General features: G+C 47.8%; 13 protein-coding genes. 1 reads left to right on the top strand and 12 read right to left on the bottom strand.

Annotated features, from left to right (window positions below):
* Positions 1-15 precede the first annotated feature (15 nt).
* From BCOA_RS28945 to lipA, 3 genes are all read right to left on the bottom strand, one after another.
* The gene (locus tag BCOA_RS28945) at positions 16-456 is read right to left on the bottom strand and encodes a DUF86 domain-containing protein (RefSeq protein ID WP_014097537.1); all 441 of its coding nucleotides are present in this window, start codon (positions 454-456) and stop codon (positions 16-18) included.
* A 49-nt stretch (positions 457-505) separates the two neighbouring features.
* Positions 506-799: a YutD family protein gene (locus tag BCOA_RS28940; RefSeq protein ID WP_017552020.1), complete on the bottom strand. Its 294-nt coding sequence runs from the start codon at positions 797-799 to the stop codon at positions 506-508.
* 130 nt (positions 800-929) lie between these two features.
* Positions 930-1,850, bottom strand: a complete 921-nt coding sequence (gene lipA, locus BCOA_RS28935; protein ID WP_014097535.1) for a lipoyl synthase — start codon at positions 1,848-1,850, stop codon at positions 930-932.
* Between the two features lie 194 nt (positions 1,851-2,044).
* Here lipA and BCOA_RS28930 point away from each other — a divergent pair, with 194 nt between their 5' ends.
* A complete protein-coding gene (locus BCOA_RS28930) occupies positions 2,045-3,028 on the top strand; it encodes a M23 family metallopeptidase (RefSeq protein WP_014097534.1) in 984 nt (327 codons plus the stop codon).
* A gap of 27 nt (positions 3,029-3,055) precedes the next feature.
* On the opposite strand, the gene yunB is transcribed toward BCOA_RS28930, so the two are convergent.
* The 9 genes from yunB to BCOA_RS28885 all read right to left on the bottom strand — a co-directional run bounded on the left by yunB (position 3,056) and on the right by BCOA_RS28885 (position 12,111).
* The gene (gene yunB / locus BCOA_RS28925; RefSeq protein WP_258434701.1) at positions 3,056-3,742 is read right to left on the bottom strand and encodes a sporulation protein YunB; all 687 of its coding nucleotides are present in this window, start codon (positions 3,740-3,742) and stop codon (positions 3,056-3,058) included.
* Between the two features lie 375 nt (positions 3,743-4,117).
* The gene (locus BCOA_RS28920; protein WP_014097532.1) at positions 4,118-4,420 is read right to left on the bottom strand and encodes a YunC family protein; all 303 of its coding nucleotides are present in this window, start codon (positions 4,418-4,420) and stop codon (positions 4,118-4,120) included.
* A 185-nt stretch (positions 4,421-4,605) separates the two neighbouring features.
* Positions 4,606-5,976 carry a bifunctional metallophosphatase/5'-nucleotidase gene (locus BCOA_RS28915; protein WP_026104669.1) on the bottom strand — a complete coding sequence of 457 codons (1,371 nt, stop codon included), beginning with the start codon at positions 5,974-5,976 and terminating at the stop codon, positions 4,606-4,608.
* 264 nt (positions 5,977-6,240) lie between these two features.
* On the bottom strand, positions 6,241-7,638 hold the full coding sequence (gene sufB / locus BCOA_RS28910; protein ID WP_014097530.1) for a Fe-S cluster assembly protein SufB: 1,398 nt from the start codon (positions 7,636-7,638) through the stop codon (positions 6,241-6,243).
* 6 nt (positions 7,639-7,644) lie between these two features.
* Positions 7,645-8,088 (bottom strand): Fe-S cluster assembly sulfur transfer protein SufU, encoded by a 444-nt coding sequence (gene sufU, locus BCOA_RS28905; RefSeq protein ID WP_014097529.1) that lies wholly within the window; start codon positions 8,086-8,088, stop codon positions 7,645-7,647.
* Complete coding sequence (locus tag BCOA_RS28900; protein ID WP_014097528.1) at positions 8,078-9,307, bottom strand: cysteine desulfurase; 1,230 nt, start codon at positions 9,305-9,307, stop codon at positions 8,078-8,080. Before BCOA_RS28900 ends, sufU begins: the two co-directional genes overlap by 11 nt.
* Positions 9,307-10,617: a Fe-S cluster assembly protein SufD gene (sufD, locus tag BCOA_RS28895; protein WP_017552017.1), complete on the bottom strand. Its 1,311-nt coding sequence runs from the start codon at positions 10,615-10,617 to the stop codon at positions 9,307-9,309. The genes BCOA_RS28900 and sufD overlap by 1 nt, the downstream gene beginning before the upstream one ends.
* Before the next feature lie 16 nt (positions 10,618-10,633).
* The gene (gene sufC / locus BCOA_RS28890; RefSeq protein WP_014097526.1) at positions 10,634-11,419 is read right to left on the bottom strand and encodes a Fe-S cluster assembly ATPase SufC; all 786 of its coding nucleotides are present in this window, start codon (positions 11,417-11,419) and stop codon (positions 10,634-10,636) included.
* A 335-nt stretch (positions 11,420-11,754) separates the two neighbouring features.
* A complete protein-coding gene (locus BCOA_RS28885; protein ID WP_014097525.1) occupies positions 11,755-12,111 on the bottom strand; it encodes a hypothetical protein in 357 nt (118 codons plus the stop codon).
* Positions 12,112-12,233: the final 122 nt, after the last annotated feature.

The following is a 12,233-nucleotide window of genomic DNA, read 5'->3' as shown; positions in this document are numbered from 1 at the left end:
TCTCTGTTTCGTTGCTTATTCCCCTTTAAAAGCGTTGACCGGGCCGAGTTCGTTTGCCAGGTAAGTGCGCACATCTTCCGGAAACCGTTCAAGCGCCTTGAAATTAGCCGCAAGCACTTCCTGAAGGGTGCCGTAATCCAGATCCATATACCCCCGGACAAGCTGCTTCCTGAGCGCGATGACAGCCGTCAGCTGCTTTGCCGATTCAGCGGAAACCACATTTTCATCTTCCAAAATGTCAATGATGTCTTCGTAGCTCCCCGGATCGCGCATAATAAACCCGTCAATGATCGCGTTTCCGACATCCAGAACCGATTCGATGACGGTTTCTGCAATTCTTTCCAAAGCAGCCTTTTCGATTTCCGTCTGCCAGGCCGGCTGCGCTTGAAACGAGGCAAGCCGTTTTTCCATAAATGACAATATCCCGTTTATTTTTTCACGATCGACAAAATACATCCTGTCACCTTCTGCCTAAAGTTTATCAAATGGCGGTGCCGGGCAAAACTTATTTGGCAACGATTTTCTTTGCGACAAAATAGGCACAGCCGAAATTGCAGTATTCATAAAGATATTCCGTGAGTGTACTGATTCTGGTGTCAAAAGTGGATTTCGGATTTCGGTCATCAAAAAAACCGCGCAGCCGCAGCTGTCCGTAACCCCAGTCGCCGACAATATAGTCGTACTTTTCCAGTATTTCACTATATCTGCTTCGGAATGCTTCTTCATTGTAGCCATTCCGGTAATTGGCAATAATCTCGTACGTATGGCGGTGGATGGTGACCAATTTCAATTCCTCCATTTTCCCCGTGTGCCTTCCTGCCTTATTTTATTATAACGAAAAACCGCCCAAATTCTAAGCGGAACGCGAAAAATTTTTTCAGCCCCATTGAACGGAAAAACTGCGCCCATTAAAGTGCGCAGCCCGTTTCTCAAATTTTTTGCGTCTGTTCCACGTTCCCTAAAATATGCTTTGCTTTTGCAGCGGCACTGACCTGTTCATCCGCATGGTATGAAGAGCGGACAAGCGGACCGGATTCGCAGTGGCTGAATCCTTTTTCAAGTGCAATTCTTTTTAATTCGGCAAATTCATCTGGATGGTAATATTTGACCACTTTCATATGTTTTTTCGTCGGCTGTAAATATTGCCCGAACGTCACGATGTCCACATCGTTGGCGCGCAGGTCATCCATCGCTTCCGCCAATTCTTCCATCGTTTCGCCGAGGCCGACCATAATGCTTGATTTAGTCGGAATCTCCGGCTGCATTTCCTTTGCCCGCCGCAAAAATTCAAGCGACCTGTCGTACGTGGCGCGGGCGCGGACCCTTCTTGTCAGCCTCCGGACGGTTTCAATATTGTGGTTTAAAATATCCGGTTTTGCATCCATCAATGTTTTTAAACTTTCGTACCGGCCCTGCAAATCGGAAGGCAGCACTTCAATGGTGGTAAACGGGTTCATGCGGCGGATCGCTCGGATCGTTTCAGCCATCACCGCTGCACCGCCGTCTTTCAAATCATCACGAGCCACCATCGTCACAACCACATGCTTTAAGTTCATTTTTTTCACCGATTCAGCAACCCGTTCCGGTTCCTGCCAGTCGAGTTCGGACGGCAGCCCGGTTTTTACGGCGCAAAAACGGCAGGCGCGTGTGCACGTATCGCCCAGAATCATGAAAGTCGCAGTCCGCCTTGTTCCCCAGCATTCATGGATATTCGGGCATCTCGCTTCTTCGCAAACCGTATGTAAGTTTTCCGTACGCATTAATTTCTTCAGTCCGGTATAATTTTCATTCGTATTGAGTTTGATTTTCAGCCATTCGGGTTTCCGCAAAATCTCTTCCTGTTTGTTCATTTTCCATCTCTCCCACCGGGTTCGTTCTCTCTCACTTTACCACATTCGTCCCTTTTTTGAAAAGAAAACGCCACCGGTTTTTCCAATATTTAATATTGATGAAAATCCGCTTCTCTTTCCACAATAAGCGTAAGAGGATTTTCATATTGCGGTTTTTCTGTTTCGACAACATTGATAGAAAGAGGGTTTTCGCATTGCGGTTTGTTTTGCTTTTCTGCCTTGTAACAGGGCTTTCATTTTCTGCCCTTCATGCCCAAGCAAAAGAAATATCCGATAAAGAAATGTACAAAAAACGGATGGAACTTTATCAGCATATGGAGGCATTTACCCAGATTCCGTGGTACAATTTGGCAGCCATCGACCAGTATGAACGGAGCATCCGGTTTGTCCGTTCCGACCTACCGAAACCAGCCGGCCTTATTTCCATTTATTTTCCCCCTGAAAAATGGTCCGGGCTTGCCAATCCGAACCACAATGATACCCATCCGCTTTCGATTGCGTTTTTCGGCGGGATCGGAAAGGACGGGAACGGGGATGGGAAAGCTGACCGCAACGATGATCTTGACGTGCTTTTTACACTGAGCGAGTATTTGTTGCGGTATGGAACGGATGATGATGACTTTGAAATTGCGCTGTGGCATTATTACAAACGGGATAAAGCCGTACAGCTGATCACGGAAAAGGCGAAGATTTACAAGACATTCGGCACCATTCAGCTGACAGACAAGGCGTTCCCGATCCCGCCCGGATACAATTACAGCTACCGGAGCACATGGGGCGACCGGCGCGGCTGGGGTGGCCGCCGTATCCACGAAGGGACGGATATTTTTGCCGATTATGGCGTCCCGGTACGCGCGACTTGTTACGGGGTGATTGAATTGAAAGGGTGGAACAAGTACGGCGGCTGGCGCATTGGCATTCGTGATTTAAACAATTCGTATCATTATTTTGCCCATTTAAGCGGTTATGCAAAAAATTTACATGTCGGCCAAGTCGTCAAACCGGGCATGTTGATCGGCAGCGTTGGCAGCACCGGTTACGGCCCGCCCGGCACATCCGGAAAATTTCCGCCGCATTTGCATTATGGCATATACAAAGACAACGGCCGAAGCGAATGGTCTTTTGATCCTTACCCGTCCTTAAAGAGATGGGAATTACTTGAGAAACAGCGGAAATAAGGAACGCTGGAGCGAGCGCAGCGCTTTTTATTTCGTGTTTTTTGGCAGTTCGATGAGCGGCTGCGCTCCGCCACCGTTTCCATTATAAAATTGCGGGACATCGCCATTATAGTTACCCATTGCAAGCGGGACATCATGTGTATAGGTGATGACATCCGATGCAAACGGGATAATGACCTGCATTTTGATTTTGATTTCAACATAAATATAAAAAAATGCGTTGTTAATGCCATATTCTTCTTTTTTCACTTTAATATTGGAGCTTTCAACATCCCCCACCATTTGAAAGGTCACGGGAATATCCGGACCCATGTTTCCGAGCAGAGCAATATTGGTCACTTTCCCGAGCGGAACGGAAAAAATTTCAGGTTCTGATTTTTTCTTTTTCCCGAGCATGCCGTCGTTTGATATTTCTTCAAGAGACGTAATGTCTCCTTCTTCCACTTCTTTAAACTGGCGGGTAATCTGGTTTTCAATTTCAGACTGGGTGGCGGCCAATTCCCGCGGGTCAATCGTATCCAACTTGCTGTTTTTTCCGCCGCTCACATGGTCTTTGATCGCTTCGTTCGTGACATATGAGGCGATTTTTTTCATTTCTGACTCGGCGTACCGCATTAAAGTAGGTTTTATGCCTTCATCAATAATAACAATGCTGATAATGGTGGTAACCGTAAAAAATGCGATGGAAAGCAAAAGCACGTACCGCGTCGGCAAGGGTCCCCGCCGTTTTGAGGTGCGGAATTTTCGCATAAAAAATCCCCCCTGCAAGCAAATGTATGTCTGCATAAGGGGGATTATGATCATATTAAAAAGCGTGGGTCCGGATTGTTGTGCTGAAGGACATTTTATGCTTTCAGGCACAGTGGTTTGTCTTTCATGATCTGGATGAAGGACATTTCGCTGGTTCTCGGCTCATGTTTTGTCTTTCATCGCCCTGATGAAGGACATTTCGCCGGTTCTCGGCACGCGTTTTGTCTTTCATTACCTCGATGAAGGACATTTCGCCACTCCTCGCACTCCGTTTTGTCCTTCATCACACGGGAAGGACGAATGCAACATCATCTTTTGTGCTTCAACCTAATCGAACGTTTAAATCATTTTTAACAATGCTTGTTTCCCGATCATGCCGGCGGTAACCCCGATCTTTTCCGCTTCATGGGTGACCGACTCGAGCGGTGCTTCCAGCAATTGTTCAATCGTCTTCACACCGACTGCCCTGCCGGCGATAATATGGCGGTCCTTTAGTTGATCATTCAACAAGCCCACATCGAGCGCGCCGCACATAATATAGCCTTTGTCGCACGATACGGCCAGCAAGGTTGTTTTCGGCAGCCGGACAGTTGTCGCGATAAACGTATGTCCCCCGATCTCAACAGGTGTTACGGTTACCATTTCCATCCGCCCCTTTCTTTCATATTTTATGAAAAGAGCGGTGAAAAGTGCCTGCCAGCCAATGTGCTGCCATATTACATCCCAAATTCGATCTTTGGAAACTCCATTGACCGTCGCTGCTTCTAAGAAGCCAGGAAACTGCCATTGATTCATTGCTACATTGCTTTGCGCATGGGCATTTCATCCTACTGACCATATTCCTGCAATAACTTCCATTCCATCACATCACGCAAAAATTCCGGCATAAAATAATGGATTTTCGCCTCCCGGATATGCGGGAAAAAGTCGCCAAATGTATACATATCAATCGTACCAAGCCTGTAGATACGATCCGGTTCCAGCGGCCTGCCCCCCACCTCTATTTTCCGCAAAGCATGATTGAAACCGATATTCCGGTAAATAAACCGGCCCATGATTTTCCCGCGGAAGCCGAGCCCCTTCAGCTCCAGATGCGGCCATTTCGGGTCGAGCGTTGAAAGAAGTACTTCCTGAAGTTTTTCGCCCGTCAGCTCGATCAGACACGGGTTAATCGGATGCGGGAGAATCCGGTGGAGATCAAATTTCGTGACCGGCCCGTGTTCCAGACTGTCAAGCACAAGGCCGGCATTCAAAAATGCGCAATCGGCATCGCACCATTCCATGACCGCATCACAAAGCAGGCCCGCAAGCCGGTTTTCCTTGAACCAGTCCGATTCCAGTTTTTCCGGTAAATACACGAGTTTTTGATTCAATAATTTTTTTCCTTCAAAATAATAATGTTCAATCTCGGCCGCTTCTCCGGGCGGTTCCTGGAAGTTCCCGGTCGGTAAAGCACGGGCTGACTGATAGACGATTTTTTTGGCAGCCGGATCGATTTCAAGCTTGACATGCCCGATATAATAGCCGTATTTGCCGGCTGCCGCAAGAAGCGTCCGCCCGTCCAGTTCACCTTTTGCCAACACATGGTGCGTATGCCCGCCCAACACAAGGTCCACTTCCGGGTACAGCTTTGCAATAAGGCGGTCTTCATGAATGCCGAGATGCGATAAGACGATGAGGATATCCGCCTCTTTTTTTAAAATATTCATTTGTTTCCCTAGTTCTTCCAGTGGATTAGAAAGCTGCCAACCCAGCAGCCGGTACAGTTTATAAAATCCTGCTGTCACACCGGTTACCCCGATTTTGACACCGCTTTTTGTCGTGTACAGTTTCCGCGGCACTGCCCACTGCGGCCGTTTCCCGTTTTCATCGAACAGGTTGGCAAGAATCACGTCAAATTGTGCTTCCTCATACAATGTGTCTAGCGCCTCGTGCGGCATCGTAATCCCTTCATTATTTCCAATGGTCGCAGCCAAGTACCCCAGTTGATTTAAAAGCCGGACATTTGCCTTGCCCATGGTCCCTTCTGTATACGGATGCCATCTGTCGACGTGGTCGCCGAGGTCAAACAGCAGCATCTCTTCATTTTGCCGGGCATGCTGCGCCTGTTTCCTCTCAAGAAAATGCCGGATTTTCGGCCAGTTTTCAAAATGGCTGTGGATATCATTTGTATGGTATATATGTAAAATTTCGTTCATATTTGGTCCCCTTATCATCATGAGGGTAATCTCGTCATGCCGTTTCATACGGCCGCTTTTTATCCTTTATGCTTATGCAGTTTATTTTACCACGATTTTCAAATTGGCGCCCCATGAAAAAACAGCCGTGCGGAATCCGCAAGCGGCTGTTTTTTCTGCCATCACCGTCTAAAACTAGGCTTTACAGCAATATATGAGGGGTGATTTGTGGGTAAATCGCACCCCTACGTTCAAAAACTCTCTATAACCGTTGATATATCAAGGTTATCCAATCGAACCTTCCATTTCAAACTTAATCAAACGGTTCATTTCGACGGCGTATTCCATCGGGAGTTCTTTTGTGAACGGTTCGATGAAGCCCATAACGATCATTTCCGTTGCTTCCTGTTCGGAAATGCCGCGGCTCATCAAGTAAAAGAGCTGTTCTTCCGACACTTTTGATACTTTTGCTTCGTGTTCCAAAGAAATATTGTTGTTTAAAATTTCGTTATAAGGCACGGTATCTGATGTGGACAGGTGATCCATAATCAGCGTGTCGCATTCGACATTGGAACGCGCGCCGTCCGCTTTCCGGCCGAAATGCACCATGCCGCGGTATGTGACTTTTCCGCCGTGTTTTGAAATCGATTTGGATACGATCGTGGACGACGTATTCGGCGCAAGATGGTACATTTTCGCGCCGGCATCCTGGTGCTGGCCTTTTCCGGCGATCGCGATCGACAGCGTCATACCGCGCGCCCCTTCGCCTTTCAGCAGCACGGAAGGATACTTCATCGTCAGTTTTGAACCGATGTTGCCGTCAATCCATTCCATTGTCGCATTCTCTTCACATACGGCGCGTTTCGTTACAAGATTATAAACGTTGTTCGCCCAGTTTTGGATCGTCGTATAACGGCAATACGCATTTTTCTTAACGATGATTTCAACGACTGCGCTGTGGAGCGAGTTTGTCGAGTAAACCGGCGCCGTGCAACCTTCGACATAGTGGACGGAGGCACCTTCGTCAACGATGATAAGGGTCCGTTCAAACTGCCCCATATTTTCCGAATTGATCCGGAAATAAGCTTGCAGCGGGGTATCCACTTTTACACCCGGCGGAACGTAAATGAAAGATCCTCCCGACCAGACAGCCGAGTTTAAAGCCGCAAATTTATTGTCCGTCGGCGGAATGACGGTTGCCCAGTATTTGCGGAAAATATCTTCATTTTCTTTTAAAGCGGAGTCCGTGTCTTTGAACACAATCCCGAGTTTTTCGAGATCCTGCTTCATGTTATGATAAACGACTTCCGATTCATACTGTGCGGAAACGCCGGCCAGGTATTTTTGTTCCGCTTCCGGAATGCCAAGTTTATCAAATGTATTTTTGATTTCCTGTGGTACTTCATCCCACGAACGGCCGGCATGTTCCGTCGGTTTGACGTAATACGTAATGTCGTCGAAATTTAACGCGGAGAGATCGCCGCCCCATTGCGGCATCGGTTTATTGTAAAAGTGTTCAAGAGACTTCAGACGAAAATCAAGCATCCATTGCGGTTCTTCTTTCATTTTTGAAATTTCTTCCACAATTTCTTTCGTCAATCCGCGTTTTGCACGGAAAATGGAAACATCTTTATCATGAAAGCCGTACTTGTAATCACCGATTTCCGGCATTTTTTTAGCCATCAGCCATCATTCCTCCAATCCTTTTTCGCTTCTTACCCCTTTTTCCATTGCTTTCCATGCCAAAGTTGCACATTTGATCCGGGCAGGGAATTTGGATACGCCGTGTAACGCTTCAATATCGCCAAGATCTTCAGCCTCTTCATAGTCTTTTCCCTGCACCATTTCCGAGAAAATGTGGGAAAGTTTCAGCGCTTCGTCTACTGTTTTTCCCTTTACGGCCTGCGTCATCATGGAGGCCGATGCCATCGAGATGGAACAACCTTCACCAGTAAATTTCGCATCTTGGATGAGGCCGCCCTCCACTTTCAATGTCAAATGAATCCGGTCGCCGCAAGTTGGGTTATTCATATCGACTGTCAGGCTTCCATCTTCCAAACTGCCCCTATTCCGCGGATTTTTATAATGGTCCATAATCACACTGCGGTAAAGCGCATCAAGATTAGAAGACATTTGTAAAATACTCCTTTGCTTTCACGATACCGGCAACAAGTTTGTCAATATCTTCTTTCGTATTGTATAAATAAAAGCTTGCACGTGCGGTCGCTGTCACGTCCAGCCATTTCATCAACGGCTGTGCGCAATGGTGGCCCGCGCGGATCGCAATGCCTTCCGCATCGAGGATGGTCGCGGCATCATGCGGATGCACGTTTTCTAAATTAAACGTCACAAGGCCGGCGCGTTCGTCTGCGCTTTCCGGGCCGTACACCGTAATCCCTTCTATTTCAGAAAACTGACTGAGGCAATAGGCACTTAAATCCTGTTCATGCGCCGTAATTTCATCAAGCCCGATTTCTTCGAGAAAATCGATGGCTTCCCCGAGCCCGATTGCACCGGCAATCACCGGAGTGCCGCCTTCAAACTTCCACGGAAGTTCTTTCCAGGTGGAATCGTACAGGCCGACAAAATCAATCATTTCGCCGCCGTATTCGAGCGGTTCCATCTCTTCAAGCAGCGCCTTTTTGCCGTACAGGACGCCGACGCCGGTCGGACCGCACATTTTGTGACCGGAGAAAGCAAGAAAGTCGCAGTCAAGATCCCTTACGTCCACTTGCATATGCGGCGCACCTTGGGCGGCATCGACGACCATGTAAGCACCATGGCTGTGTGCGATTTTCGCTATGTCTTTTACCGGGTTAATGGTGCCAAGCACGTTTGAGACAAGCGCTGCAGCCACGATTTTCGTCCGCTCCGTAACCGTTTTTTCCACATCTTCAAGTCGCAGCGTACCGTTTTTTTGCATCGGCACATATTTCAAAACGGCGCCTTTTCTTTTGGCGAGCTGCTGCCACGGGATGAGGTTGCTGTGATGCTCCATGTAGGTAATGACGATCTCATCGCCTTCCTGCACTTGTGCATCGCCGAAACTGTGGGCAACAAGGTTCAGCCCGGCTGTCGTCCCTTTTGTAAAAATGATTTCTTCCGTTGATTCGGCACCGATAAATTTGCGGACTTTTTCGCGCGCGCCTTCGTAATGGTCAGTCGCTTTTGTCCCAAGCGTATGGACGCCGCGGTGAACGTTCGAATTATATTCACGGTAGTATTGGTTGACGGCTTCAATGACACGGAGCGGCTTTTGTGAAGTCGCAGCACTGTCTAAATAAACAAGCGGGTGGCCGTTTACTTCCTGGTCCAATATGGGAAACTGCCGGCGAACTTCATTGATATCCATTATCTGACTTTCCTTTCAATGACTTCCGTCAATTGTTTTTTTACACTTTCGATCGGGAGCTGTGTGACAACCGGTGCAAGAAAGCCGTGGATGATCAGCCTTTCCGCTTCATTTTTCGAAATCCCGCGGCTCATCAAATAGTAAAGCTGAACCGGATCGACACGGCCGACAGATGCGGCGTGACCGGCCATCACATCATCTTCATCAATGAGCAACATCGGGTTTGCATCGCCGCGCGCTTTTTCGCTTAGCATGAGCACGCGCGATTCCTGCTCAGCGTCCGATTTGCTCGCGCCGTGCTCGATTTTGCCGATCCCGTTAAAAATCATCGTCGACGCGTCTTTGACAACGCCATGTTTTAAAATAAAGCTTTCTGTATTTTTCCCGAAGTGGGTAATGCGCGTCGTAAAGTTTTGCGTCTGCTTGCCGCGGCTGACCACAACCGTTTTGGAATGGGAAACGGATCCGTCGCCGACAAGGTTGGTCGTATTATCTGAAATCGTATTGCCGTCGTTCATCATGCCGAGCGCCCATTCAATTTGGGCATCGCGCCCGGTGTAACCGCGGCGGTTCACATATGTGGTGACCCCTTTTGCAAGCGTATCAACCGCGCCGTATTCGATCTTTGCATTGGCGCCGGCAATGACTTCCGTTATGATGTTCACAATGCCTTTCGCGCCATCGTTTGCCGAAATATAGTTCTCCACATAGGTGACGGCACTGTTTTCTTCGGCAACCACCAGCACATGGTTGAAAAGCGGTGCCGTTTCATGGTCGTGCACATAAATGGCCTGAACCGGTTCTTCAAGCACAACATTTTTTGGCACATATAAGAATGTCCCGCCGTTCATGAGTGCAGCATGTAGTGCCGTCAAACGGTGTTCATCGACTTTAACCGCCTCTGTCATGAAAAATTTTTGGACAAGCTCCGGATGTACTTTGACCGCTGTCAATATATCGGTCAAAATGACGCCTTGTGCTTTTGCGCTTTCCGACAAGGACAGATAAGCCGGTGTCTGGTTATGCTGGATATACAAATTTTGCTTCGCGTTTTCGAGATCCACGAGTGCCTTCACTTTTTCCGGCAATTCGTTCAAAGCGCTGTAGGTTGTGCTTTCCACGCTAAAATCGGTAAATTGTGTAAAGTTCCACTTGTTCAGTTTTGTCTTGTCCACTTCCGGAAGCGGCAGGACCTGGGCCCGGGCGAATGCCTGGAGGCGGAACTCCTTCAGCCATTCCGGTTCACCGTTTTGTTCGGAAAAGGTGCGGACATCTTGCTCGTTCATTGCTAATTTCGTTTCTGTCATCAAGTCTCTCGCCCCCTGCTTAAGCTTCCTGGCCGACCGTTTCGTCTTCGATGCCAAGTTCCTGTTTAATCCATTCGTAGCCTTCCGCTTCAAGGCGGTTTGCCAGTTCAGGACCGCCCGATTTGACGATGCGCCCCTGCATCATGATGTGGACAGCATCCGGTGTAATATAGTCTAACAAACGTTGATAGTGGGTAATGATGATGCATCCGAAATCTTCGCTGCGCATCGAGTTGATCCCTTTTGCGACAACCTTCAATGCATCGATGTCAAGGCCGGAGTCGATTTCATCGAGAATCGCAATTTTCGGTTCGATCATCATGAGCTGTAAAATTTCGTTCCGTTTTTTCTCACCGCCGGAAAAGCCTTCATTCAAATAGCGTTGCGCCATGTTCGTATCCATTTCAAGATATTCCATTTTTTTGTCGAGTTCGCGGATAAATTTCATCAGTGGAATTTCATTGCCTTCGCCGCGGCGCACGTTAACCGCCGAGCGTAAAAATTCCGCATTCGTCACGCCGCTGATTTCGCTTGGGTATTGCATGGCGAGAAACAGGCCGGCTTTCGCACGTTCATCCACTTCCATTTCCAGCACATTTTTTCCGTCAAGCGTGATGGTCCCCTGGGTGACGATGTATTTCGGATGCCCCATAATGGCAGAAGACAGCGTCGATTTCCCTGTTCCGTTCGGGCCCATGATCGCATGGAATTCACCGCTGTTTACTTCAAGATTGACCCCTTTTAGAATTTCTTTTCCCTCTACTTCGACGTGAAGATCTTTTATTACGAGTTTTGATCCTGCCATAAAAAATTCCTCCGTTATTTGTATATTCAGTTCCAATTTATTCTCAATTTATTCTCATTATTATTTTATAACAAATGAAAACTATGCGCAACTAGTAAAAACCTGTGGATAACCATGGCATGCCATCTTTTTTCCGCGGTTTTCCGGCCTTGCTTATTCATTAATCATAGCACAAAATGTACCCGGCATAAAATTCCTGATACAGATTTCTTGAATTTCCCTGTATTGCACATTGGAAATCCGGCAAGCTGCCTGAAACAGCATAAAAAAAGCCGGGATTTGTTTTGCAATCCCGGTTATGCTGTGATTCTCATTTTCAGCCTGTTATTTGATAATCAGGCGGATTTGGCCTTACTTTTTGGTGCAGGTTGCGGGGTTCCTGAAAGCCAAAACAAAGATTCCAGCAGCAAAAAATGGCGGTACGTGCCCCTGTACCGGAGTTCGCCCATTTTCAGAAATGTGCCGAGGCGCGCGCGGCGGGAAAGGAGCTGTTCGAATTGCCGGAGCGCCATTTCCAGTTCAAAATCGGCATTGCCGGTTTCAAGCTGCACGCATCGCTCCTTGGAAAAAGCAACGAGGCAGCATTCGTCCCCATCACGGAATAATACGGTAACAGGCACCGCCGGCAGCAGCATTCGCAATTGTTTTTTCCGTGCCAGGCTATTCAGGAAAAATTGGATGGTCTGTTTCATGGCAACACGCTCCAATCATTATTTCCTTTCCCTATTCTGCACAGACGCTGCTGATCCTGCTGAAATCGTTCAACAAATCGTGCGCTTTCCCGGCTGATTTTGGCGGCCATGCTCGAACGGTG

It is taken from the genome of Heyndrickxia coagulans 36D1 (assembly GCF_000169195.2).
Taxonomy (GTDB): Bacteria; Bacillota; Bacilli; order Bacillales; family Bacillaceae_C; genus Weizmannia; species Weizmannia faecalis.
This window is presented reverse-complemented; position numbering and strand designations above follow the sequence as displayed.